At 31.9% G+C, this 26,495-nt stretch carries 26 protein-coding genes; 23 read left to right on the forward strand and 3 right to left on the reverse strand.

All coding sequences use genetic code 11. The annotated features are described in order from the left end of the window. Nucleotides 1-74 precede the first annotated feature (74 nt). The 3 genes from E3D81_RS03130 to E3D81_RS03135 all read right to left on the reverse strand — a co-directional run bounded on the left by E3D81_RS03130 (nt 75) and on the right by E3D81_RS03135 (nt 3,005). Nucleotides 75-1,826 (reverse strand): hypothetical protein, encoded by a 1,752-nt coding sequence (locus E3D81_RS03130; protein WP_134776361.1) that lies wholly within the window; start codon nt 1,824-1,826, stop codon nt 75-77. A 12-nt stretch (nt 1,827-1,838) separates the two neighbouring features. Beyond that, the gene (locus E3D81_RS17175) at nt 1,839-2,015 is read right to left on the reverse strand and encodes a hypothetical protein (protein WP_167554217.1); all 177 of its coding nucleotides are present in this window, start codon (nt 2,013-2,015) and stop codon (nt 1,839-1,841) included. Between the two features lie 360 nt (nt 2,016-2,375). Next, a complete protein-coding gene (locus tag E3D81_RS03135) occupies nt 2,376-3,005 on the reverse strand; it encodes a hypothetical protein (RefSeq protein ID WP_134776362.1) in 630 nt (209 codons plus the stop codon). 97 nt (nt 3,006-3,102) lie between these two features. On the opposite strand from E3D81_RS03135, the gene E3D81_RS03140 reads away from it, so the two are divergent. From E3D81_RS03140 to E3D81_RS03250, 23 genes are all read left to right on the forward strand, one after another. Beyond that, a complete protein-coding gene (locus tag E3D81_RS03140; RefSeq protein WP_245153272.1) occupies nt 3,103-3,765 on the forward strand; it encodes a suppressor of fused domain protein in 663 nt (220 codons plus the stop codon). A 5-nt stretch (nt 3,766-3,770) separates the two neighbouring features. Beyond that, nucleotides 3,771-5,435: an ABC1 kinase family protein gene (locus E3D81_RS03145; protein ID WP_245153273.1), complete on the forward strand. Its 1,665-nt coding sequence runs from the start codon at nt 3,771-3,773 to the stop codon at nt 5,433-5,435. Between the two features lie 39 nt (nt 5,436-5,474). Then, nucleotides 5,475-5,903: a BT0820 family HAD-type phosphatase gene (locus E3D81_RS03150; RefSeq protein WP_134776363.1), complete on the forward strand. Its 429-nt coding sequence runs from the start codon at nt 5,475-5,477 to the stop codon at nt 5,901-5,903. A gap of 288 nt (nt 5,904-6,191) precedes the next feature. Further along, nucleotides 6,192-7,397, forward strand: a complete 1,206-nt coding sequence (locus E3D81_RS03155; RefSeq protein ID WP_245153274.1) for an MraY family glycosyltransferase — start codon at nt 6,192-6,194, stop codon at nt 7,395-7,397. A 7-nt stretch (nt 7,398-7,404) separates the two neighbouring features. Then, a complete protein-coding gene (locus tag E3D81_RS03160) occupies nt 7,405-8,364 on the forward strand; it encodes an NAD-dependent epimerase/dehydratase family protein (RefSeq protein ID WP_134776364.1) in 960 nt (319 codons plus the stop codon). A gap of 9 nt (nt 8,365-8,373) precedes the next feature. After that, nucleotides 8,374-9,228, forward strand: a complete 855-nt coding sequence (locus tag E3D81_RS03165; protein ID WP_134776365.1) for a glycosyltransferase — start codon at nt 8,374-8,376, stop codon at nt 9,226-9,228. A 17-nt stretch (nt 9,229-9,245) separates the two neighbouring features. Continuing rightward, entirely contained in the window at nt 9,246-10,094 is an 849-nt protein-coding gene (locus tag E3D81_RS03170) for a glycosyltransferase (protein ID WP_134776366.1), read from the forward strand. A 20-nt stretch (nt 10,095-10,114) separates the two neighbouring features. Then, the gene (locus E3D81_RS03175) at nt 10,115-11,896 is read left to right on the forward strand and encodes an ABC transporter ATP-binding protein (protein WP_134776367.1); all 1,782 of its coding nucleotides are present in this window, start codon (nt 10,115-10,117) and stop codon (nt 11,894-11,896) included. 11 nt (nt 11,897-11,907) lie between these two features. Then, on the forward strand, nt 11,908-12,990 hold the full coding sequence (locus E3D81_RS03180) for a DegT/DnrJ/EryC1/StrS family aminotransferase (protein WP_134776368.1): 1,083 nt from the start codon (nt 11,908-11,910) through the stop codon (nt 12,988-12,990). Nucleotides 12,991-12,993: 3 nt separating this feature from the next. Then, on the forward strand, nt 12,994-13,626 hold the full coding sequence (locus tag E3D81_RS03185) for an acetyltransferase (RefSeq protein WP_134776369.1): 633 nt from the start codon (nt 12,994-12,996) through the stop codon (nt 13,624-13,626). Between the two features lie 45 nt (nt 13,627-13,671). Then, the gene (locus E3D81_RS03190; protein ID WP_167554218.1) at nt 13,672-14,664 is read left to right on the forward strand and encodes a glycosyltransferase; all 993 of its coding nucleotides are present in this window, start codon (nt 13,672-13,674) and stop codon (nt 14,662-14,664) included. A gap of 43 nt (nt 14,665-14,707) precedes the next feature. Beyond that, nucleotides 14,708-15,802 (forward strand): glycoside hydrolase family 99-like domain-containing protein, encoded by a 1,095-nt coding sequence (locus E3D81_RS03195; RefSeq protein WP_134776371.1) that lies wholly within the window; start codon nt 14,708-14,710, stop codon nt 15,800-15,802. Between the two features lie 4 nt (nt 15,803-15,806). After that, entirely contained in the window at nt 15,807-16,346 is a 540-nt protein-coding gene (locus E3D81_RS17450; RefSeq protein WP_245153275.1) for a serine acetyltransferase, read from the forward strand. Between the two features lie 8 nt (nt 16,347-16,354). After that, complete coding sequence (locus tag E3D81_RS03205; protein ID WP_134776372.1) at nt 16,355-17,281, forward strand: glycosyltransferase; 927 nt, start codon at nt 16,355-16,357, stop codon at nt 17,279-17,281. A gap of 20 nt (nt 17,282-17,301) precedes the next feature. After that, a complete protein-coding gene (locus E3D81_RS03210; RefSeq protein ID WP_134776373.1) occupies nt 17,302-18,228 on the forward strand; it encodes a glycosyltransferase family 8 protein in 927 nt (308 codons plus the stop codon). 20 nt (nt 18,229-18,248) lie between these two features. Then, nucleotides 18,249-19,148: a capsular polysaccharide synthesis protein gene (locus E3D81_RS03215; RefSeq protein ID WP_134776374.1), complete on the forward strand. Its 900-nt coding sequence runs from the start codon at nt 18,249-18,251 to the stop codon at nt 19,146-19,148. 2 nt (nt 19,149-19,150) lie between these two features. Then, nucleotides 19,151-19,996 (forward strand): beta-1,6-N-acetylglucosaminyltransferase, encoded by an 846-nt coding sequence (locus tag E3D81_RS03220; RefSeq protein ID WP_134776375.1) that lies wholly within the window; start codon nt 19,151-19,153, stop codon nt 19,994-19,996. Further along, complete coding sequence (locus E3D81_RS03225; protein WP_134776376.1) at nt 19,993-20,871, forward strand: beta-1,6-N-acetylglucosaminyltransferase; 879 nt, start codon at nt 19,993-19,995, stop codon at nt 20,869-20,871. The genes E3D81_RS03220 and E3D81_RS03225 overlap by 4 nt, the downstream gene beginning before the upstream one ends. Beyond that, nucleotides 20,868-21,971 (forward strand): acyltransferase family protein, encoded by a 1,104-nt coding sequence (locus tag E3D81_RS03230; protein WP_134776377.1) that lies wholly within the window; start codon nt 20,868-20,870, stop codon nt 21,969-21,971. The genes E3D81_RS03225 and E3D81_RS03230 overlap by 4 nt, the downstream gene beginning before the upstream one ends. Next, nucleotides 21,968-22,963, forward strand: a complete 996-nt coding sequence (locus tag E3D81_RS03235) for a glycosyltransferase family 2 protein (RefSeq protein WP_099365566.1) — start codon at nt 21,968-21,970, stop codon at nt 22,961-22,963. The genes E3D81_RS03230 and E3D81_RS03235 overlap by 4 nt, the downstream gene beginning before the upstream one ends. Before the next feature lie 13 nt (nt 22,964-22,976). After that, on the forward strand, nt 22,977-24,293 hold the full coding sequence (locus E3D81_RS03240) for a hypothetical protein (RefSeq protein WP_209023096.1): 1,317 nt from the start codon (nt 22,977-22,979) through the stop codon (nt 24,291-24,293). Nucleotides 24,294-24,303: 10 nt separating this feature from the next. Next, nucleotides 24,304-25,392 carry a glycosyltransferase family 4 protein gene (locus tag E3D81_RS03245; RefSeq protein WP_245153276.1) on the forward strand — a complete coding sequence of 363 codons (1,089 nt, stop codon included), beginning with the start codon at nt 24,304-24,306 and terminating at the stop codon, nt 25,390-25,392. Beyond that, complete coding sequence (locus E3D81_RS03250) at nt 25,389-26,492, forward strand: glycosyltransferase (RefSeq protein WP_134776379.1); 1,104 nt, start codon at nt 25,389-25,391, stop codon at nt 26,490-26,492. Before E3D81_RS03245 ends, E3D81_RS03250 begins: the two co-directional genes overlap by 4 nt. The last annotated feature ends 3 nt before the right edge of the window (nt 26,493-26,495 follow it).

Raw genomic sequence — 26,495 nt, forward strand, 5'->3', positions numbered from 1 at the left:
TTTCAATTATTTAAGACAAAGGTCTTTGTTTAAGAAACAATAAACATTGATGTATGTTAAGAAATAAATAAAATTTATTTTCTGACGCAACGGACGCTGGCAAGATTAGAACTACTGAATGTGAAGCTATTTGTTTCATCCCATCGATCATTGAACCATGATGTATTATTGTAGTTTAGCCTTGCGAAAGTACCACTCGTTGTAGTCCTCCAATAGCCTTTGGTATTTTGATAACTAGTGGAATTTGGAAAAAAGTTATTTGTTGGACCTGTAGAAGACTGTTTATAGCCCACAGGAGTGAAAATCAGATCTCCATGTGGATATGAAGGATATCCTAATACAGGTGTGGTTGGAGTCATATATAGGTACCAGCCATTATATTCGACACCGACATTCTGGGTAATGTTATTAAAACTATTGAAATGTGCAGGGGTTGGTAATGTCCAAGTATCTTCAGGATAGATCATTTCACAAATATTTTTTCCATTAGCTACACTATAAATATCATGTGTGAAATAATCGGTTGTTGGAACTCCTGCAACGGTTTGATATAAAGGGTTATCATACCTTATTCGATAATCCCAAAATCCGTCTGGTCGCAATGGTCCATCGGCAACACGCCAAGTATTTCCCCGTGCCCATCTTGCTGAACCCATTGGGATGGCAGATTCTACCAATATTATGGAAACAAAATAACTCTTGCCAGGTTGGGCTATAAAACTATTGAATACAAATTCATTGTTGGTAAAAGTCCTTACGACATCAGTTGCTGCTCCATCGGTATCTCTTAAACGCTTGCTGGTAATCCTCATGGTATCAATAGATATGGTCAAAGGTTTGGAGACAGAATTCACTGGCGAATAAAAGGTGTATCTTTTTTTCCAATTCAATTCTGGAACAGTATCTGTGCCCACTGGTACTACATAGGCTGAACTGTTATGGTTATAAACTTGATCAGTAGTTTGAACATTGGTCAAATTTAGATAGGAACTATCAGATAAACGGAAATTACCTTTCATAAAACCAGCATTATCTTTGATTCTTAGGCTGGCATAAGTAACCGGAGCAAACATTCCCCTAGAATTCACTTCCACGACAAATCTTGCTGTTTTACGGGTTAGAACAATGTTCTGAATGCTATTCAGGCCATTAACTACATTACTAGTGGTTATTAAGCCAGTTGCATAGGCAAAATCCTGTTTTTTGGTAGTACTGTTTGCGGAAGGTTTTACCGGAACTGTTCCATTGGCGACCACAAAGGTATCAATAGGACTGGTATTATTATACGTATATGCATACCATCGGTATTGGGTATTTCTGTTTGCACCAATTGAGATATAGTTAGATCCGATTGTCCCTTCTTGTTGGCCCGCATAAGTCGTTGCTACACCTGATCCATTGGTTTTGTACAATACTATCCTGTATTTAACCCCATTATTAAGGGGGGAGTGGTATCTGATGGCTTGATTATTCCCATTGAAAGAAGATTTGGTACTACTTTGGATTTTCTTATTGCTGCTTGCCCCAGGGAATTGAGCAGGCAGTTTTTCGGTAATTTCCATGATAACATCAAAACCATTCAATGACAGCACATCACTTCTGAAGGATACTGGTTTAATGGTACGGTTATGATTAGCTGAAGCTTTTTGTTCATTTTTAAATTCTGGGAATACATCTTCCGTATCTTCTAAACCATCAATATTAAATTCAATACTAGCTTCCTTCGGTGGCTCTATTGGATTGGGGTTCTCTTTCTCAATGCCCTTATCGCAGCCAATTAGTAGGATGAAAAGCAAAAAACAACTTAATAATTTAAAGGTATTCATGGGATGATGATTTTATAGATCAAAATTCTTGTAGGTATCGGCAGGAGATTCATCCCAATTTTCAATTCTAGGTTCATTTCCTGAATTAATACTAATGGTCGTAGATGTACTCGCAATCCCTTCTTCCATTTCAATAAAATATAAGGTGATTGTCGGAGTTTGATAAACTTTTTTCTTAATTGTCTGCATCTTTAATTGATTTTTATAGTATTTGGCTATACAGAAAGTGTGAAAAACAAGCTATTAAATACTACGACAAAATTATAGCAAATATTTTACATAAAATTAATATTTAATCTTTTTAGGTAGTTTATTTGGATATTTGTAGCGTTTCGGCTTCAATGAATTTCAACAGAAAGTTATGAAGGAGAGTGAGAAAATAAGGTGAAATTAGATTTAAAATTAAATATTGTAACTAATGAGGTTTAAATATGCTTATAAATGTTAATTTTTAGACCAGGTGAAACCTAGGAATTAAAGTTAAAATTCACGTAATAACATATATTGTTGTTTTTAGATATAACTATTAATTAATATGGTGTATTTAAGTTATTTGAAGGATTTAATTTTATTAATCACCTTTAATAATCTTTTTTTCTTACTTTCTTTTTCAAGATCAAGCATTCTGGCCTCCAAAATATCACCTATATTTTCGGCATAATCCATATGAATATTGTTTTGAACCCATTCTGCATACATAGGGAGTTGATTGCTAGGGCAAGATTGAAGATGTATTTGTAAATAATGATAGGCTAAGGCATGATATTCCTTTTCTTTGATTAAAAGGATTATAATGGCAATGAAATTGTCTCGGGTTATGACCGAACCTTCCATGGCTTTGCGATGCAAAGTTTCCAGATGTGGATAGATTAAATTTGGATATTCTTTAGCAATGGAATAGAGAGCAGTCATTGCACCCCATTGTAAACGATTGTTCTTACTGTCCAAAAAGGCAATAAAATCATCAAAAAATGGAATTAATAATTCCGGTTTTTTTTCTCCAACCTCATATAAAACTTTGATGCTATCGTTTTGAAAAGCCTTGTTTTTACTGCTGATTAGTTCAATAAGCTCATTAATACTTTTAGGATCATTTTTTTCCAAGATCATATTGGCCAATTCAATATTTGGGAGTTCGTCTTTTCTTTCTAGGGAAGAAGCCAGCAGGGATTGGATCATAACATCAAACTTATTTCACATGATTTTATACTTACAATATTAAAAAAACGATTTCGTTTTATATATGTAAAAGGATAGGATATTTCAACAAAATCAAATGGAAATGACGAGAGAGGAATATGAATTAAAATTCAATGCAGATGATGCCGTAGGTTGGATCAGTATAGATCAGCAACTAGCAAAAGTGTATCCGCAGAAAGAGCCGAGGCACTATGGGCCCTTATGTGGTTTGCATTATATGGCTGGCGGTACAGACCCCATAGATGGCATCAATGTTTATGATCGGGAGGATCCAGTTCATTACCACCTAACAACATATGGAATGAGCCAATTGTATTATAGTCCGGATCAATTGGGACAAGAGTTTAGTAAATGGGGTTTTGAATTCACTTTCCGCTTAGCCCCATTTGAAGAGGATGAAGGCGATCCGTTTTGGGCGATGCAGGTATTCAACAACTTAGCAAGGTATGTCTATTCAAGTGGACGATGGTTTGAAGAAAATCAATTTATTCCTGCCAAAGGACCAATTAGGCTGAACACGGATACAGAAATAGTAGGTTTTGTAACCAGCCTCGATCCGGAATTGGGAAAAATAGCAACTCCCCATGGTGAAGTTTCCTTTATCCAATTGATCGGAGTCACAGAGAAAGAGCTGAATGATATTATGGAACATGCAAATACAGATTATATTGCTAATTTTATTGCTCAAATGAAACAAAGTAATCCTTTATTGGTTACCGATTTAACTAGAAGATCTTAAAATCCATGATGCACATTAATGGCTTTCAGAAAATAAAACGAGTAGGGCAGATTCTTAAAATATTATCCAAACATGGATTTGATGAAATAATCTCCCGGTCTAATCTAGATCGTATTTTACCTGATAGCTTTTTGTTTTGGAACAATCATGCACGCAAGATCTTTGAGGATGATTTCAATGTACGCATTCGTTTAGCGATTGAAGAACTTGGACCAACTTTCATTAAATTAGGTCAATTATTGAGTAATCGGCCAGATATTATTCCAGAGGACCTTCAGAGCGAACTGGTTAAACTTCAGGATGAAGTTCCGACGGAACCCATTGACATCAAAGCTCGGTTGGAGAAGGATTTGGAGATCAAATTTGAAGATCATTTTTTAGGCATTGATGAAGTCCCCATTGCTTCTGCATCTATTGCGCAGGTATATAAAGCTCAGCTTTTGAATGGTAAGGAAATCGTATTCAAGGTAAAACGCAGCAATATTGATGAGGCCATCCGAGCTGACCTGGATTTTATAAAGGATTTGGTCAAATTGTTGCAAAGGAAATATGAGGTGGTGGATAAAATGAACCTTTACCAAATTGTCCTTTCCTTTGAAAGCTCTCTTCTAAATGAACTTTCATTCACCAATGAATTAAATAACATTGAACGTTTTCGTCGAAACTTCGCTGAAAACAAGGATGTTTATGTGCCTAAGGTGTACAGACAATACAGCACGGACACCTTACTCTGTATGGAATTTATTGACGGAGTGAAAGTCAATGATGAGGAAGGGTTCAAACGATATGGTCTGTATCCCAAATCCATCCTACAAAATGTACTGGACCTTTATTTGGAACAGGTATTGATGCATGGATTCTTTCATGCCGACCCACATCCTGGGAATGTTTTTGTCAATAAACGCGGTCAGATCATATTCATCGATTTTGGTGCCATGGGCTTTATGATTCCACAGGACAGAAATATCATTGAAGGTATGGTATTGGACTTCCTGGCCAATGATGCCAAGGGTTTGATCAAGAACATTAAGAAACTGGCCATTGTTCATCATATTGAAGATGAAAGAAGATTGGAACGGGATGCCTATGAGATTTTTGAGATGATCAAACAGAATGCATTGGATGATATTGATATCTCGATCATGCTGCAAAAATTGAACATCGTTCTGCAGAGCAATCATATATTATTACCTGATTTTGTATATATCCTTCTTCGAGGGGTATCTATTTTAGAAGGTACAGGAAGACAATTGGATGCAGACCTGAATGTTCCAGAAAGTATTTCGCCTTTTGCCAAGAAAATTGCTGCGCAAAAATTATCGCCAGAATACCTCATCGCTCAACTCAAAGAGAAAGCAAAGATGGCCAAGGATGTATTGGTTGATGTTCCAGATGACTTATTGGATCTTTTGGATAAGGTAAAGAATGATAAGGTTACCTTGAACCACAAAATGCAGGATTTCGATAACCTGCAATTGATCCTTCACCGGATGGGTAATAAATTTCTTTTGTCGATTTTGGCCATGACTTTCGGAGTAGGGGCAAGTATCTTAGCGCATGGTAGGGTTGGATATTTAGTTTGGGGGATACCGATATTATCCTGGTTCGGGTTTATCATGAGTTTTATTCTCTGTTTTGCTTTGTTGAGTCATTTATATAAAAGCAAGTAAATAATTGCATTTAACGTATTAAAATATTTTCTTCGCAACATGATTATTGCAGTTGATTTTGATGGAACGATAGTGGAACACCGATATCCAGAGATTGGAAAGCCGATTCCGCATGCTATTGATGTGCTAAAACAGCTGATGAATGACCATCATCAATTGATATTATGGACGGTTAGAGAGGGCGAGCTTTTGCAAGAGGCTATTGATTACTGCGCAGAGCAGGGATTATATTTTTATGCGCATAACTCCAATTTCCCGGAAGAGGACAGGGCAACGGCCGGTAGTCGGAAGTTAACAGCAGATCTTTTTATTGACGATCGTAATTTTGGCGGGCTGCCAGATTGGGGAATCATCTATCAGGCTATTATCCACAAAAAGGCCTTGAAGTTAAGTTTTAATGAGGAGTTAATCTATCTGGAAAAGAAGGAAAAGCCGAAAAAGGGATTTTTTTCTGGTATTTTTAAATAAAACTTTAGCTTTTTTTGATAAGAAAGATATAACCTAAATTTTCTTTTATTTCTTTTTATTTAACAGTTTAAATAATATTAAAGATAATCAATTAATATTTAGCTTCATTTTTTAATGATTTACAATAAATTGGATTGAATTTAGCAATGTAAACCAAATGCTACAAATAATTTTATATAGGGGTTAAGGACGGGTAAATAGGTTTTCTAAAATCATTAAATTTTTACCTTTGTTTTACGGATTCGATAATTTATTTATCAAATCCCTATCACACTAGATATAATATACATGGTTTTGGAATACCTGATCCTTTTTATCCCGTTTGTAATCGCCATTTTGTTGGGGAATATCATTATTCCTTACATCATGTTGATTACTTATAAAAAGCGGTTATTCGATCCGGTAGATTCCCGAAAATTACATCAAACTATTATTCCTCGATTAGGCGGGGTAGCTTTCGTACCTGTACAATGTTGCTTATTGGCCATCACCGTAATCCTAGTTTATAAAACCAATTTTGTTGATTTAGGGGTTGTTACCTGGGAGATCTTTCCAATGTTCATTATGTTGATCTGCGGTATGGTGATGTTATACATCGTTGGGATTGCGGATGATCTTATTGGTGTTTCCTACAAATGGAAATTTGTTGTACAGATCCTTGTAGCGAGTCTTTTTCCTTTAGGAGGTCTTTGGATTAACGATCTTTACGGAATTCTTTTCATCGATAAATTATCCCCTTGGGTTGGAATACCTTTCACCATGTTTCTGGTTGTGTTGATCATTAATGCGATCAACCTGATTGACGGGCTGGATGGACTATGTTCTGGTTTAGTGGCTATCGGTTGTTTGGTGCTGGGATCATTATTCGCTTTTTACCATGCTTGGATACATGCCTTATTGGCATTTATCACCACAGGTATCTTGATATCTTTCTTTTATTTCAATGTTTTTGGGCAATCCAAACGAAGAAGAAGGATTTTCATGGGCGATACGGGAAGTATGACCTTGGGCTATACGATGGCGTTTTTGGCAATCAGTTTTGCCATGGACAACAAAAGTATCAAGCCGTTTTCGGAAGGTGCAATCGTAGTTGCCCTATCCACCTTGATCGTTCCTGTTTTCGATGTAGCAAGGGTCATTATCGTAAGATGGTTCAATAAATTGCCTTTATTTAGAGCCGATAGAAGCCATCTTCACCATAAATTGTTACGGTCTGGCATGTCGCACCAAACGGCGATGATGACTATCGTAGGTTTGTCTTTGTTCTTTTGTTTATTTAACATATTGATGGTCCAATACATCAGCAACAATATTGTGGTTGCATTGGATCTGGTTTTATGGATGATATTTACGTTAGCCTTCAATTTTGTGGTAAATAAAAAAAAGGAAAAACAACTTGAAACTAAACCTGTTGTTGAATTGGAAAGCAGCAACTTAAGTTCCAAAAAGGATGCAAAAATCGGCATGCCTTTGGTGAAAAAATATAATTTTTAAAGATTTTATGAAAATTGCCATTATTGGTGGATCTGGATTTGTGGGAACGAAATTGTTAGAGCGTTTGTACAAATCAGGATTATATGAATTGATCAATCTTGATAAAGCGGAAAGCTTGATGTTTCCTGCTATTACATTGAATTGTAATGTGTTGGATAAAGAATCATTAAGTAAGGGTTTAGCGGGATTTGATTTGGTTATTTTATTGGCTGCGGAACATCGGGATGATGTTTCTCCTGTTTCGTTGTATTATGATGTGAATGTGCAGGGGATGCGGAATACCCTGGAGGCCATGGAGGCCAATGGGATTAAGCGATTGATCTTTACCAGTTCTGTGGCTGTTTATGGCTTGGATAAGGATAATCCGGATGAGTCGTTTCCAGCTGATCCATTTAACCATTATGGAAAGAGTAAATGGGAAGCGGAGCAGGTGCTGCAGGAATGGTATAAAACGCATGCAGATTGGAATATTAATGTGGTAAGACCAACGGTTATTTTTGGTGAAGGGAATAGGGGAAACGTTTTTAATTTGCTAAACCAGATTGCATCCGGTAAATTTATGATGGTAGGAGATGGAAAGAATCAAAAATCCATGTCTTATGTTGGTAATGTAATTGCTTTTATAGAATTTTTGGTGAAGGAGAGGGTAGCGGGTTATCATGTGTTTAATTACGTAGATAAACCTGATTTTACGACGAATGATTTGGTTTACCATACAGGGGAGATTTTGGATAAGAAGATCCCGACGACGCATATTCCTTATTGGATCGGGATGTTGGGTGGATATGGATTTGATGTCCTGGCGTTTTTGAGCAGGAAGAAATTGGCGATCAGTTCAGTTCGGGTAAAGAAGTTCTGTGCAGTGACCAAATATGATTCTAAAAAGGCTATGTCTTCTGGATTTGTTCCTCCGTATGCTATGGAGGAGGGATTGAGAAGAATGTTGAAGGAGGAGTTTGGTAAGTAATTCTTAAGTATGCTATCTATAATTGTTTCATCGCATAAGGAAGATCTGTACAATAATTTGGTTTTAAATGTTGCTAAGACCATTGGGATTGAGCATGAGATCATTCGTATTCCTAATTATGGTGAAATGAGTATTGGGCAGGCTTATAATAAAGGAGCTGATAAATCTCAATTTCCATATTTATTGTTTTTGCATGAGGATGTGGAGTTTTTGACGGAAAATTGGGGTGAGAAATTGATTGCTCATTTAAATTTGGAGAATGTTGGTGTCGTTGGATTGGCGGGAAGTAATTATGTTCCACAGGTACCGAATGATTGGTTCACATGCGGACCCCACAACTTTATTAATGTCATTCATCACGATTCTGAAATCCACAATAATTTGTCTGTACCATTACAAGAAGTGAATCAAGTATATTCTTTAGATGGTGTATTTTTAGGAATAAAAAAATCAGTTTTTTTAGAATTTAAATTTGATGAAAATATTCTTGGCTTTCATTCCTATGATCTGTCTATAAGTTTGAGAATTGCAAGAAAATACTATAATTATGTTATTAGCAATATTAAACTTTTACATTTTTCTCATGGCAAACCTGATAAGAATTGGTTTCTTTCTAATATAAAAATTAGGGAAGAAGTAGGTTCAGATTTTAATTTTAAAAAAGTTGATTATATAGAATATTTGGCTTTTAAGAGATTTATAATGAATAATAACAAATTTGAAGGATCAAATATGGTAAGATTTAAATCAAATATAAAATTTTACCCAAAATTTGATCGCATTAGGATATTATATCATTTAAAATTAATTTACTTTATCACTAAAAGCCTTTTAGTCCCTAGAAAAATTAATTTTTTAAAATAAAATATTTTTTAAATAAAATGCTGTCAATAATTGTTTCATCTCATAAGGAAGATTTATATAAAAACTTAGAAGATAATATTTTAAGGACAATCGGTATAGAATATGAAATTATAAGAGTACCGAATTATGGAGAAATGAGTATTGGACAGGCATATAATTTAGGAGCTTCAAAAAGTTTATTTTCATATTTACTTTTTTTACACGAAGACGTTGAATTTAAAACCTTTAATTGGGGCCAAATATTAATCAAACATCTTAATGAGGAGGATGTAGGTGTAATTGGATTAGCGGGAAGCAATTATGTACCTCAAGCACCAAATGATTGGGGAATGATGGAACCATACAATTTTATTCATTTAATTCATGGCAAAGGAACTGAAATAGAAAGTATATTCCAATGTCAAAATACACGAAATAGAGTATTTAGTATTGATGGATTATTTTTAGCTATTAGAAAGAAGGTATTTAATGAATTTCAATTTGATGAAACATTGGAAGGGTTTCATAGTTATGATCTATCCATAAGCCTTCGAATTGCTAAGAAATATAATAATTATGTAATTAACAATATTTTAGTACATCATTTTTCTAAAGGAAATCCTGATAAAAATTGGTTTTTATCTAACATAATGGTTAAAAAAGAATTGGGGTCAGATTATAACCATCCAAAAAATGATTTTACAGAGTATTTGATATATAAAAAATTCATTAGGAATGCAATTAGATTCCTTGATAATAAGACTGAAAGAAATAAGCAAATATTGAAGTATTATCCAAAATTCAATAAAATCAGGCCTATTTTACATATTAAGCTGATATATTATATAGGCAAATCTTTTCTCTTTCCAGAAAGAATTATTAAATAGCATTGGAAAAAATAATATAAATGAAATCATTTTTAAAAAGTAAATTTTCCACCTTATATTTTTTCTATCAATATTTAGGATCACGACTATTTTTATTATTAATATTTAGTTTTTTAATGGTAATAATGGACAGTATAGGTATAGCTATGTTCGTTCCATTAATTCAAATTTCAGACGGTAATACAGTAGGTTCTGAAGATAAAATATACCATTTTATTCAAATCTTTTTTGAATTCTTAAAAATAGAATTAAATCCAATCAATATGTTAATCTTGATTGTTTTCTTATTTATAATTAAAGGGGTATGCTTTTATTATGCAGGAAAATACCTAGCTATTAACCAACAAATGTTCTCTAAAGAAATCCGATCAAAAATGATTGATGGAGTAAGAGATTTAAAATACAAAGAATTTATAGGAATTGATATAGGTCGTTTGCAGAACTCTTTAATAGGTGAGGCATGGCAAGTTGTTTTCGCTTGTAACCAATATTTGGAAACGATTAAAAATGGCATGTTCGTTATTATTTATCTAGGATTTGCATTCTTTTTAGATTGGAAGTTTTCAATTTTAGTTACGATTGGTGGTTTGTTATCTAATTTCATTTATAAGTATTTTTATAAAAAAACTGAAAGTCTTTCAAGAGAAATCACAAAGAATAACCATAGATATGGCGGTGTAGTAATCGAAGTAGTAAATCATTATAAATATTTGAAAGCTACTGGGCGAAGCATTAATTTTTTTAAACGTTTACAAAAAGAATTATCTAATCTAATTTCTAGCGGCATAGAAGTCGCAAAACTTAATGCAAAATTATCTGCTTTAAGAGAACCAATGACAATTGCCATTATATGTCTTGTAATAGCAGTTCACATCATTTTTTTTCAATCACCATTAGCGGCAATAATGATTATTTTATTGTTTTTCTATAGAGCGATGCAAAAAATTGTGGATATACAAACAAATTGGAATAATTATTTAGCCAATATTGGCTCTGTAGAAAATGTTCAAGAGTTTCAAAATTATTTAGATTCAAATCGTGAAAATAATAACGGTTCTAAAATAATAGATCATATTGATTCTATTGAATTGAAAAACGTTGATTTAAACTTTTCAGATCATAAAATTTTAAATAAAATCAATCTAAATATCAATAAAAATCAATCAATAGCATTGGTTGGAGAATCTGGCTCAGGAAAAACTAGTTTAGTAAATATAATTTCAACTTTATTACCTAATAATTCTGGAACTATTCATGTCAATGGGGAAAACATGAATTTAATCAATAATTCTGTTTATAGAGGGAAAATAGGTTATATTACTCAAGATCCAACAATATTCAATGCAAGTATATTTGAAAATATTACTTTTTGGGATGAAAAGAACCAAGAAAATCTTGCAAAATTCCACTATACACTAAGTCTAAGTGGATTAAATAATTATATCCAAACCCTAGTTAATAAAGAAGATACTCTTTTAGGAAATAATGGAATTAATATTTCTGGAGGGCAGAAACAGAGGATATCTATTGCTCGAGAACTTTATAGAAATGTTGATTTATTAATTATGGATGAAGCTACTTCTGCTTTGGATTCTGAAACAGAACAAATAATTAAGGAAAGTATAGATAAGCTTAAAGGTAAAATTACTATCATTTCCATAGCTCATCGATTATCAACAATTAAAAACGCTGACATAATTTATCTAATGGAACAAGGGCAAATAACCTCATCTGGTACCTTTGAAGAACTTAAAAAGAATTCAACCTATTTTCAAAAATTAACTGATTTACAAGGTCTTTAAACATAACATATATGATACCTGTTACAAAGCCTTTTTTACCTCCTATTGAAGAATATCATAATTTCCTAAAAGGTATTTGGTCAAGGGAATGGATAACAAATATGGGCCCCTTAGCCAGTAAACTGGAAATGGATTTAAAGGAATATTTATGTTTAAATCATGTTTTATTTGTTACTAATGGGACCATTGCACTTCAGATGGCCATTAAGGCACTAGATATTAATGGAGAGATTATAACAACTCCATTTTCATTTGTTGCAACTACTTCTTCAATTGTTTGGGAAGGGTGCAAGCCGGTTTTTGTGGATATAGATCCGGAAACTTTAAATATAGATCCCAACAAAATTATTGCTTCTATAACGAAAGATACAAAAGCAATTTTAGCAACTCATGTTTATGGAAATCCATGTGATGTCCTAGCAATTGAAGAGATTGCTAAACAGTATAATCTTAAAGTGATTTATGATGGTGCGCATTCTTTTGGAGTTAAAATAAATGGCCGTTCAATTTTTGAATATGGTGATATTTCTATTTGCAGTTTACATGCAACTAAACTTTATCATAGTACAGAAGGTGGATTAGTTTTTACAAAAGATCCAAATTTGTTGAAGAAACTTTCATTAATTAGGAACTTTGGTATTACAGGATTCGATAGTTTTGGTGAACTTGGAATTAATGGTAAGAATTCTGAATTTCATGCAGCAATGGGTTTGGTCAATTTGAAATATATCGATCAAATCATTGCTCGCAGACTTGAAATTATAAATAGATATTCTGAGAAACTTGAAAATTTTAAAGCCGTGAACCCAAAATGGCATAAAGATTCAGAAAACAACGGTGCTTATTTACCCTACATTATCTCATCTGAAAATTTACTATTAAAAATAAAAAAAGCATTAGATGCGAACGAAATATTTACTAGAAGATATTTTTATCCAAGTTTATCATCAAGTTTACCTTATTTAGGTTCAGTTGAGATGACTATATCCGATGATCTTTCTAAAAGAATGTTATGCCTACCATTGTATTTTGATTTAACTAATGAAGAAGTTGATTGGATATGTAGGTTAATATTAAGAGAACAAAATAATTAGAATATGCTAATATTTGGAGCTAAGGGCTTAGCCAAGGAGGTTTTAGAGGTAGTAAAGCAAAATCGCAAACTTAATAAATTGGCCTTTTTTGATAATATAAGTTTAGAATCTCCTGAAAAACTATATGGTAAATTTAATATTATAATGAATGATGAAGACGCTGTAAAATATTTTTCTAATATAGATTCCCATTTCACTATTGGAGTTGGTGGACCAAAAATTAGAGAACATGCTTTCAACACATTTATTAGTTTAGGAGGTAAACCAATTAATCTTATCTCTAATACATCTACAATTGGTTCCTATGGGGTAGAATTAGGCGTAGGAATTAACATTATGCAACAAGTTGTAATTACAAATGACATAAAAATTGGAAACGGATGTTTAATAAATCAGCTATCTTCTATAGGACATGATGTAGAAATAGGAAATTTTGTTGAAGTATGTCCGGGAGTGGCTATATCTGGAAATTGTGAAATTGGTAATCATTCGTTTTTAGGTACCAACAGTACAATTTTACCCCAAGTTACAATTGGCAAAAATGTGATTGTTGGTGCTGGTGCAGTAATTACTAAAAACATTCCGGATAATTGTACTGTAGTAGGAATACCTGGAAAAATTATTAAGAACCTTTAGGGTAGATTGAGGAAAATGGTGAATAATTCTACTATATCTGTAGTAATGATTACATATGGTCATGAGAGATTCATTAAAGAAGCTATTAATTCTGTTTTATCACAAAATTATGACGGTATAATTGAACTGATAATTTCAAATGATTGTTCTCCAGATAATACGGAAGAAATTATTTTTTCCATAATAGATAACCATGATAAAAATTCAAATATAAAAATTAATTATCTAAGACCTTCGAAGAATTTAGGTATTAAAGGAAATTTTCTCTGGGCATTAAGTCATGTAAAAACTCCATATGTATCATTTTGTGAGGGTGATGATTACTGGACTGATACCGAAAAATTAAAAAAACAAATTGAAGTTTTCGAAAAAAAATCATACTTAGATTTATGTGCTACCAATACGGGTTTTTATTTTCAGAATGCAGATAGTTGGAATAGGAAAGTTATTGGGTCGAAAAACTTTCCAATCCATCTAGATTTCAAGCAATTCATTTGGGATAGAGGATATATGGCACCATGCTCCTGGATGATAAAAACTAAGTCTTTAAATGAAATATTAAAGGAGTTTATTCCTGCATTAGATATTTCCTATTATATCTATGCAAATTTTTTAGTAAAGTCGAGCGTTCACTTCATTAATGAGGAAACATGTGTATATAGAATATTAGAAGAAAGTGCTTCAAGATCAAAAAATATTTTCAATTTAATAACACGTGAAATGGATTTATACGAAACAGAATGTTATTTATTAGATAAAAATAGATCCATCGGCATAGATTTATACGATTTTTCGGAATTGAAGCGAAGGCATATTTATGTACTCTGTGAATTAATTCTTCAAATAAAAGATAATCTTGAATTTGATAGAGTAATCCATCAGATAAAGTCAAATAAGCCTGATATTTTAATTGAAGTTCATAGGGAATTAAAAAGAAGAACTAAGTTGAAATTTAAAATAAGAGAAATTTTAAAAAAAATAAAAAGAAGGTTAAAATCATTCATAATTAAAGAAAAGCCAATCGAAACTGATTTATAAGGAATTCTGATTTTTAGATTTTATTAAACAGAAACAATTATCTATGACAAAAATTAAAACCATAGCATTCTATTTACCTCAATTTCATCCAATACCAGAAAATGATTTATGGTGGGGAAATGGATTTACAGAATGGACCAATGTGGCCAAAGCAAAACCATTGTTTCCAGGACATTACCAACCGCATGTTCCAGCTGATTTGGGTTTTTATGATCTTCGTTTGCCAGAATCTAGAAAAGCTCAGGCAGAACTTGCAGAAAAATATGGAATAGGAGGATTTTGTTATTGGCATTATTGGTTCGGAAATGGAAAAAGAATCTTGGAAAGACCTTTTAACGAAGTTTTAGAAAGTGGTGAACCTAATTTCCCATTCTGTCTAGCTTGGGCAAATGAATCTTGGAGTGGTATTTGGCATGGAAATCCAAAGACTGTATTAATGGAACAGGTCTATCCTGGTGTTTCTGATTATATTTCACATTTCAATTATCTTTTACCTGCATTCAAAGATGATAGATACATTAAAATTAATGGAAAGCCTTTATTTCTAGTTTATCAGCCTCTGCAAATACCAGATTTAAAACTTTTTGTTAAAACGTTCAGAGAATTAGCAGACAAAAATGGACTAAAGGGGCTTCATTTAGTGGCTACAAACGTTGAAGTTGATTGGGATTGCAAAGAGAATGGTTTTGATGCATTAACTCCTGCTGTCCATACAAAAGATAGTTATTTGAAATCTGCCAATAAAGTGGTTGATCTTTATAGGAGAGCAAAAACAAGTCGGCTTTCAAAGTATTATAAAAAATATTTTAAAAGACCTACAAGGATTTATAACTATAAGGACGCAATTCAAGATTTTAAAGAAGATGCAGGTGAAAATTTATATTATCCTACAGTAATTCCAAATTGGGACAATAGTCCAAGAAGTGGTGTTAATGGATTCGTTTTGCATGATTCTACTCCTGATCTTTTTAAGAAGGCTTTGTTGAATGCTAAAAAAAGAGTGGAGTCGTATGCGTCTGAAAATCAGATTATTTTTATTAAATCTTGGAACGAATGGGCAGAAGGAAATCATTTAGAACCAGATTTAAAATTTGGTCATCAATATTTACAAGTTGTAAAAGATGTTTTAGATGATTAATATTATGAATATAAAAACTTTCCTTGCTAAAGATTCACGAATTTATTATCCAAGATTTCTTTCTAAAGAATGGCTATTGGATTTAATACTACAATCCGAACAGTATTGGATTCGAAGATTTATGATAGCACTTCGGAAAGAAGAATATTATTCATATATAAAGCCAAGTAAATTTTTAAAATATTATTATCAACGCAGAAAAAATATTTTGGGCAGAAAATTAGGATTTTTTATCCCTGCAGGATGTTTTGATGAAGATTTGAAAATTTATCATTATGGCTCCATAATTATTAATCCAAATGCAAAGATAGGAAAACATTGTACAATTCATGGCAATTGCTGTATTGGAAGCAAAGGTAGTTTTCCTGATACTTCTCCGATTATTGGAGATAATGTGGATATAGGGCAGGGGGCCCAAATATTAGGAGGTGTTACGATTGCTAATGGGGTAAAAATAGGGGCGGGATCTATTGTTACTAAAGATATATTAATAGAAGAGGCAATTGTGGTCGGAATTCCTGGTAGAATAATTCCTTCAAAATAACGTAGATCATGGACTTAATTACGTTTCTTTTACCTGCGTATAAAGCTAAATTTTTAAAATCAGCAATTCAAAGTATTTTGGATCAAACCTATTCAAATTTTGAATTAATTATTGTAGATGATTGCTCTCCTGAAGGCTTAGAAAAAATTGTGGAACTCTTTGATGACCCGCGGATTAAATATTTCAAAAATGAAATAAATATAGGTGGTGCTAATCTAGTTAATCAGTGGAACCATTGCTTGCAATTTGCTAATGGAGAATATTTAGTTTTAGCAGCTGATGATGATTTATATGAACCAGACTTTTTATCATCCGGTATGACCATTATGAATAAATATCCAAACTTAGATATTGTTCATTCTCCTATTAAAATCATTAATGAAAAAAATGAAATAATTGGATTGGATGGATTTATACCAGAATATTCAAGTAAAATAGAGTTCGTATTTTATTGGTTGAATGCAACGGTATTTACTTGTATTGGTAATTATTTATTTAAGAGTTCTAAAATAAAGGAATTAAAATTCATTGATTTTCCATCAGCATTTGGTTCAGATACAGCTTCCGTAATTCAGATGACTGATAATGGTATGGGATCAATAGGATCGAGGGCTTTTAATTTTAGAATTTCTAGTATACACCTATCAAGTAATTTAGGAAAAATTAATGATAAATTAAGTGCAAATACTCAGTTATTCAATTGGTTTAAGAACTTAACTTTTCCTAACGCAGAAAATGAAATTGATAAATATTGCTTACATGAAATTAGATGGGAAAAATTATATGCCAAATGCATGTATGATTATTATCAATTAGTTGTTCGACATTTACCTATCCATAAATTAAGTTTAGTTAGAAAATGTGAGATTTTATCTCCAAAAGATCAGTTCAAATTGATTTTGAGATATTTCAAAGATAAAATTATAGGTAAATAACTCCCTTGCTAAATTTTAAAATGAAAAAAATCACACCTATTGCACTTGCTTTTACACCGAATTATTTTATTCCTGCTGTTACCTGTATATCGTCCATACTTAAAAATTCTTCCCCTACAGCTATTTATGAAGTAATTTGTTTATTAACTGAAGAGCTAGCTTCAGACCAGATAAAGTTACTTGATAATTTTGATCCGAAGAGATTAACATTAAAATTCATAAATCTTTCGGGGGCATTGGAAGGTGTATATATAGATGAACGATACACTATTGCAGCTTCATTTAGATTATTACTTCCAGAAATTTTAAAAAATTACGAACAAGTACTCTATTTAGACTGTGATATAATTGTTAGAAATGATCTGAATCAACTTTATCATACTGTAGATTTAAAAAACTATTATTTAGCTGCTGTATATGAAGCAGCATTAGATAGCCAAAAGCCATATTTAAAGCAGATAGGTTGTGAACCGGGATACTATTTTAATTCTGGATTTTTAATCATGAATTTGAATAAAATGAGGGCGGATAACCTGAGCACTACTTTAATTGATGGATTGAAAGTACCATATCTCCAATTTCCTGATCAAGATGTGTTAAATATGTATTGTAAAGGAAAGGTTTTAGGTTTAGAACCTATTTATAACAGTATCCGAACTTATTTTTTGCCACAATATAAAAGAGAATTTTTAAGAAGATACAAATTAGAGGATTGGGAGAAAGTGCAACATCATGGAAATATACATTACACAGGAGCAAAACCATGGAACAACCAAACCGTAAAATTTAATATTTGGTGGCAATATTATAATAAATTACCACTGGTTTACAAAAAACAGTGGCGTACAAACCAAAAAATGGAGATGTTATCTAAATTACTTTCATTTCCAATAATTGGTAATCTATATGAATATGTAATAAATGGATATAGGAACCTTAAAGCCTAATTTTACTACTTGAGAATTATATGTTAAGAAAAATTTGGTCTACTATAAGAAGTGCTAAAATTAAAAGGAAACATTCCATTGTTTCTAATTATTGGAAACCTGTGGTCGAAAACTATTACCAAAACCAACTTGAAATTCCAGTAATAAAAAAGGTTAAGGAGCTTACCTCAGATCAAATTATCTGGCAATACTGGGGGCAAGGAGTTGAAAATAATACATTGCCTGAAGTGGTCAATCTTTGTTTTAAAAGTGTAGATAAATATTGTGCAGACTTTTCAGTTATTAGGTTAAATGATGAAAATATCGCTGATTACCTTGAATTTCCGTCTTATTTAATAGATAAACTTCAAAATGGATCATTAAGTAGAACCTTCTTTTCTGATATTCTTCGGTTAGCTTTATTATACCATTATGGAGGTGTCTGGTTGGATGCAACCATTTTGCTAACAGATTCCCTTCCCAAAAAAATGATGGATTTACCTTATTTCATGTTTCAACGGGATCCAAATGAGGAGCATAAAACCTTTTGGGAACAGTCCTACGCATATTATTGGGGATGGGATAAAAATTTTAGAGTCAAGGTTTTAAATAGCATTATTTTTGCTAAAAAAGGTAATAAAGTTATCGGAGACAGTCTAAATCTATTATTATATTATTGGCAAAAAGAAAGTAAACCTATAGATTATTTTTTCTATCAGATTCTTTACCAACATTTAATAGAAAATCAACTGAAAGACCAAAAATGTATGTTGTTGAGTGATGTTTTTCCTCATATTCTACAGACTAAATTCAATGGTTCTGCCGAATTTTGGCAAATTGAAACAGTTTTAGCAAAATGCAGCCTCCATAAAATGTCTTATTTTGATGAAAATGGTCAGGAACAATTGAAAAAATTTATTCAAAAATTTAATGTTCTGTAAATATGGGTTCAAAACATGCTTTTTTAATTTTAGCTCATCAGGAATTCAATATCCTTCAAATCTTGGTTGATACATTAGATGATATCAGGAATGATATTTACATTCATATTGATCGAAAAGTAAGCAGTCTTCCACAAATAAAAACTAATAAATCAAGACTTAAGTTTTTGGAAGGTGACAAAAGAATAGATGTTCGCTGGGGAGATGTATCACAGATAGAAGCAGAATTTTCCTTATTTAAAGAGAGTGCTCAGTACGGTGCTTATCATTATTATCATATTATTTCAGGCACCCATCTTCCTTTGGTAAATCAAGATGTAATACATCAATTTTTTAATGGTCGAGATGAAGTAGAATATTTTGCAACAATGCTGTTTTCTTCAGAAGAATTAATTAGAAAAGGAAATAGACTGAATCTGATGATGAAATCATTTTCAACGAACGTAACAGCTCAAAAGATTTGGCGTCTTGGAATTCGAATTCAAGAATTAATTCATTTTAAAATCAATAAAAAAACCAAATTTATTAAAGCTTCTAATTGGGTGAGTTTAACGGATAAAGCCGTAAAATATCTTTTAGAAAATCAATCAAAAATCCTAAAGAAATATAAATATAGCATGTGTGGGGACGAATTATTCATACCTACTGAATTAGCCGTATCGAACAAAAAATTTAATATGAAATTTTTAGAGGGTTATCTTTTTCATAAGGTGGGTGATGCAAATTCTACCATTTTAACTATGGATGATTATTCTCAAATACAACAATCTAAGGCATTATTTGCAAGAAAATTTAGTGAACAGCATTTGGACCTGGTTGATAAGATTCTAGATAAATTAAAATCATGAAGAAGAAACATGCCTATTTAATACTTGCACATAATGAATTCCCTATCCTTAGGAAATTAATTACATTATTAGATGATAACAGGAATGATATATTTATTCATTTTGATAAAAAAGTTAATAATCTTCCTGAATTATTTGTAAATAATGCTAGATTATTTGTGCTTGAAAATCGCGTTGATGTGAGGTGGGCTGATGTATCCGTAGTTGAAGCGGAGCTTAATTTATTTGAGAATGCATTTCACAAAAATGCTTATCAATATTTTCATCTTCTTTCAGGTGTTGATATGCCTATTAAATCACAAGATGAGATTCATCAATTTTTTGATAAACATGATGGCAAAGAGTTTATAGGATATTATCAACAAGATAATAAAATAGAAATCAAGCGAAAAGTTAAAAGGTTTCATATTTTTCCGAAATCTTTTCGAAAAAATAATGGTTTAATAAATATTAGTAAAAAGCTATTTAGGTCTCTCCATTTAGTTCTTCAAGAAAAATTGAACATCGAAAGGAATTCTGGAACAAATTTTAAAAAAGGAACCCAATGGGTAAGTCTGACATCTGATTTTGTAGAATTGATCATTAAAAAAAGAAAAGAAATTGAAAAAATGTACTCCAATACTTTTTGTCCTGATGAAATTTTCATACAAACATTTTGTTGGAATTCTGACTTTAGAGGAAATATATATAACAAACAGGATGAAGGATTAGGATGTATGCGATACATTCAATGGGTAGATAATCAAATTATCGATTGGCGTTCTGATGATTTTGATAAGCTTGTAAGTTCTCCATACCTTTTTGCTAGGAAATTTTCCTCCAAAGATCTAAATATTGTTAATCTATTAGTAAATCATTTTTCTGTAAATCAATGATTTTTAAAGCTTTAGAAACTGAAAATCTAAAAGTAATAAACATACTTAGAATGCCTTTAATGATCATTGTATTATTTGGGCATACGGTTGGATTTGATATTCTGCCAGTAAAATGGTCTTGGGATTTTGAATCTATTTATATATTAGTCTCCGAAGCAATTTCACATACCTTTAGTCGAATTGTTGTTCCAAGTTTTTTTGTGTTTTCCGGTTATTTGTTTTTTTTGAAAATACAAGAATTTACAATCACTATTTATAAAGAACAACTTAGGAAACGAATTTTTTCCCTTTTAATACCCTATTTAGCTTGGAATTTACTCATGCTTATCGGCATACTAGTTAAGGTTAATGTTTTCGACTTATTGGGTATTCCAAATATAGAAGGTGAAGAATTTAAAAATCTCAGTTTAATGGATATATTTTGGAACTATCCATTAAATTTTCCGCTCTGGTATCTTAGGGATTTAATTTGTATGACCCTATTGACTCCTTTATTCTATTTATTGTTCAGATTTCTTGGCGCATTTGGCATATTGCTGTTAATGATACCCTATTTACTAAATCTAGAAATTAATATTCCAGGTTTTAGTTTAACCGGTATTTTATTTTTTGGAATTGGGTCCTATTTTGGTTTGAAAAAATTAGACTTAATCATTACTGATTATAAAATAGGTTTAGTTTTCATACTTATTTCTTTGATTTTGATTATAGTCTGCTTAAATAGTAGTCAATATCCATATTACGAACAATTAATCCGTGTGTATGCTATTATTGGTATTTGGGCTGTATTTTACGGAGGATATTTGTTAAGCAAAATCAATAACCTTTCAAACCTTTTAATCAAAACCGCAGGATCTGTATTCTTTATTTATGCTGTTCATGAAATTTATATTATTAATTGGATAAAAGGATTTTTTGCTCGAATTAATAAAACAAATGATAGCATGTTGCAACTTATGTTTTATTTCATCATCCCATTTATCTGTTTATTTATTTGCTATTACCTTTATGTATTCTTGAGAAGGATTATGCCCACATTTATAAATTTAATTACTGGTAATAGGGAGATTACACTCAAAAAAAATACGATTAAAACATGAAATTGCCTTATGTATCAATCATAATTCCTGTATATAATGCGGAGAAAACCATTGGTTTAAGTTTAGACTCTTTAAGAAATCAAACTTATCCATATCTGGAGCTGATATTTATAAATGATGCAAGCCAAGATGAAAGTCTGAAAATGCTTAAGGATTTCCGGGCTTCATTTGATGGAAATAAGGAGGTAATAATTGTATTAGCAAACCATGATGTAAACAGAGGAGTGGCTTGCGCTAGGAATACAGGACTGGATTTAGCTACAGGTAAATATATTTATTATGTGGATGCTGATGATCAATTAGATCATCATGCCATTGAATTATTGGTTACTAAGGCTGAAAAGGAAGATTTTGATATTTTGGGCTTCAATTGGTATTTAAAATTTTCCAATAATGAACGCAAAATGATTCAGGCAACCTTTCAAGATAATCAAGATGCGATTAGGCTTATGTTGAATGGGAATTTACGTTGGAATCTTTGGATATTTTTTGCTAAACGAAAGCTTTATGAGGATCATAATATTAGGTTCATTCCTGGGAAAAATATGGGTGAAGATTTGATGGTGAGTGTGAAATTATTTCATTACGCAAAAAAAGTAGGGCAAATTTCAGATGCATTTTATCACTATGGACAGTCTAATCAAGAATCATTAACCAAAGTTTATGCTGAAAAACATATTCAAGAAGTTAGTGGAAATTTGGAGGAAGTAGAAAATTTTTTAAAGGCCAACAATAATATGGTTGATTTGGAAAATCTCTTGGCTTTTTTAAAATTGAATATTAAACTTCCAATGCTAATTAGTAGCCAAAAAAAACAATATATCAGGTGGTTGAATTTATTTCCAGAAGTGAATAAATATGCCATGGAAAACAAAGCACAATCGCTACGAATTAGGTTCTTACAATTTATGGCTACAAAAAAACAATTTTGGTTCGTTAAACTTCATTATTATGTGATAATTAGAGTAGTTTACGGAATTATTTATCATTAACTTGATTTATAAAATGTTCAAAATAATATCTTACATATTTATTGCGGTTATAGTTAGCTTTTATTTTTTTCCAATAAGCTTTACTTTTCTACCTGCTAGTCTCAATACAAAGATGATGTTGGGCGTTTTAGGTATTGGTTTTGCTGGTTTGAACTGGTTGAAAACACAGAATTTAACTGTAAGTAGAGGGTTGCTTATTTCCATTATTATATCTTTATTATTTTCTTTTATTTGCTATTATTCTACTGATATAAATAATACGACAGATTACTCCTATGCAAGTTATATTGTAAGCTTCTCTGTTTGGTTTTTTGGAGCTTTTGCGGTCTGTTATATTATTAGAATAGTTCATGAAATTGCTTCCTTAAGGATCCTAACAAATTATTTGGCTGCTGTATGTTTTTTTCAATGTGTTGCTGCTTTAATGATTGATAATATTCCTGCTTTTAAATTGTTGGTAGATAGTATTGTAAATCAAGGCCAGGATTTTTTTGATGAAGTAAATCGTTTATATGGAATAGGGGCTGCTCTTGATTCTGCAGGGGTCCGGTTTTCTCTTGTCCTTGTATTGATAACATCATCCTTAAATAATAGTATTAAAACGCGAGAAAATTCATGGTATATTGCCATGTTATTGATTGCTTTTTTTACCATTTCTGTAATTGGTAATGCGATTGCTCGTACAACTATTCTTGGGGTATCTAGTTCATTGATCTATTTTTTTGTAGGATCTGGTTTGTTTAGAAGTATTGTTAAAATGGAATCTATAAAACTTGGGATTCTATTTGGATTTCTCTTAGTTCTTGCCATATTTATTTCCGTCTATCTATACAATAACAATAAAGAATTCTATGATCAAATGCGATTCGCATTCGAAGGTTTTTTTAATTGGATAGAACATGGGGAATGGAGAACGGGATCTACCGACAAATTAAATAGAGAAATGTGGATATGGCCAGAAGACCAAAAAACCTGGCTTATAGGATCAGGAAAATTTGGTTTATATGAATTCAGTACAGATATCGGCTATTGTCGTTTTATTCTTTATTGTGGATTAATTGGCTTTTCTGTTTTTGCTTTTCTATTTGTTTTTAACGCACTATATTTTATGAATCGCTATCCAAAATATTGGATGATGTTTCTTATTTTCTTGGTATTAACCTTTATTTTCTGGGTTAAGGTGGCAACGGATATTTTCTTTATTTATGCCTTGTTTTATTGCCTAGATACGTTTTCAGACGATGAAGAAAATGAGGTTGAAGAATTGGATGTCATAGGTAATAATGAAAAATTAGATGAAAATAGTCTATTGTATCCTCGGTACGTTTAATTCGGGTGGGATGGAAAGAGTATTGGCCAATAAAGCCAATTATTTGAGTAAATTAGGCCACCAAATAACAATAATTACCACTGATCAACTCGGTAGAAAACCCTATTTTCAACTTAATGAACAAATTGACCAAATTGATCTTCATATAAATTATACGGAAAATAATAACCAAGGTCTAATGACCAAAATATTAGATTTTCCACGCAAACAACGAAAACATAAAGCATCTTTAGAAAAGGTTCTTCAAAAAATTAAACCAGATATTACCATATCCTTATTCGATCATGATGCAGCTATCATTTTAAAAATCAAAGACGGAAGTAAGAAAATAGCAGAAATTCATTTTTCGAGATTTAAACGAATCCAATATGGAAGAGGAGGCCTTTGGAACTTGGTAGATAGATGGCGCAGTAAACAGGATCTAAAAACCATTAAACTATTTGATCGATTTGTAGTATTAACCGAAGAGGACAAAAATTATTGGGGTGCATTGAACAATATTCTCGTAATACCAAATGCAAATAGTTTTACACCCAATAGCTTGGCTGAATTAAATATCAAACAAGTAATAGCAGTAGGAAGATATGATTTTCAAAAGCATTTCGATTCTTTAATACGGATTTGGGAAAGAGTGGATAAACAGAACCCAGATTGGAAACTGAAGATTTTTGGTTCAGGTCCGTTAGAAAGTGAACTACAACAACAGATAAATGATGCTCAATTGCAACATAGCGTATCATTGGAAAGACCAGTTAAGAATATTGAGAAAGAATATCTTAATAGTTCCATCATCGCATTAACATCAAGGTATGAAGGTTTACCTATGGCTTTGTTAGAAGCACAAGCCTGTGGTCTACCTATGGTCGCCTATGCTTGTAAATGTGGACCGAAAGATATTATAACTGATGGAGAAAATGGATTTTTAATTCCAGAGGAGAATGAAACGTTATTTGCAAAACGACTATTGGAATTAATGAATAGCGAAAATAGGAGAAGGGAAATGGGTAGAAAGGCATTTGAAAATTCAACTAATTATTCCGAGGATCGCGTCATGGAAAAATGGATAAACCTTTTTACTGAATTAACTGCTAAAAAATGAAAAAGATTGTCATATCTGCTGTTAATTTAGTGGAAGCTGGTACATTAGCTATTTTAAGAGATTGTTTAGCATTTCTATCTGATTTTGCACCTAAGCATGGTTATCATGTGACAGCTATTGTTTTTAAACGGGAGTTGGCAGATTTTCCTAATATTGAGTATATAGAGACCACCTGGCCAAAAAAAAGATGGACAAATAGATTATGGTACGAATATGTTTCCATGAACCGTATTTCCAAAGAAATTGGTCCTGTTTATTTATGGTTTTCATTACATGATACAAGCCCTACCGTAAAAGCGGAACGTCAGGCCGTTTATTGCCACAATTCTTTTTCCTTTTATCGTTGGAAAATGCATGATGTAATATTTGCGCCAAAAATTGTTCTCTTTGCTTTGATGACCAAATACATTTATAAAACAAATATCCATCAGAACCATTATTTGGTCGTACAACAAGAATGGTTTAGAAAAGCATTGTCTCAAATGTTTGATCTCAACGAGAAACGAATTATTGTTTCCCCTCCAGATATGGACTTGCAACATGCAATTCAGTCAAATTCCAAAATACAAAAAGTTAAAAGCTTTTTATTTGCAGGCTCACCGAACAGCCATAAGAATTTTGAAGTAATATGCAAAGCTTCAAAAATATTGATTGAAAAATACCATATTACAGATTTTAAGGTTAAAATTACCGTAAAGGGAAATGAAAATAAATATGCCGAATGGTTGTATAAAAATTGGAAAAATATAGCACAAATTGACTTCATGAGCTTTATTCCAAAAGGTATGTTAATGGAATGTTATAACAAAACTGATTGTTTGATTTTTCCTTCCAAAATTGAATCATGGGGATTGCCGATTTCTGAATTTAAAATTTCTAATAAGCCTATGCTTTTGGCAGATTTACCATATGCACATGAAACAGCGCAGGACAGCCAATTAACAGCATTCTTCCATCCAGATGATGAACAACAATTAGCCATTTTAATGAAAGAATTAATTGAAGGAGATTTCCACCAATTAAAAGCCGTTCCATCTATTGAAATTAAAGAACCAAAAGCAACGAATTGGTTGCAGTTATTTCAACTATTATTGAATTAAGGG

It is taken from the genome of Sphingobacterium sp. CZ-2 (genome assembly GCF_004526235.1).
Lineage (GTDB): Bacteria > Bacteroidota > Bacteroidia > Sphingobacteriales > Sphingobacteriaceae > Sphingobacterium > Sphingobacterium tenebrionis.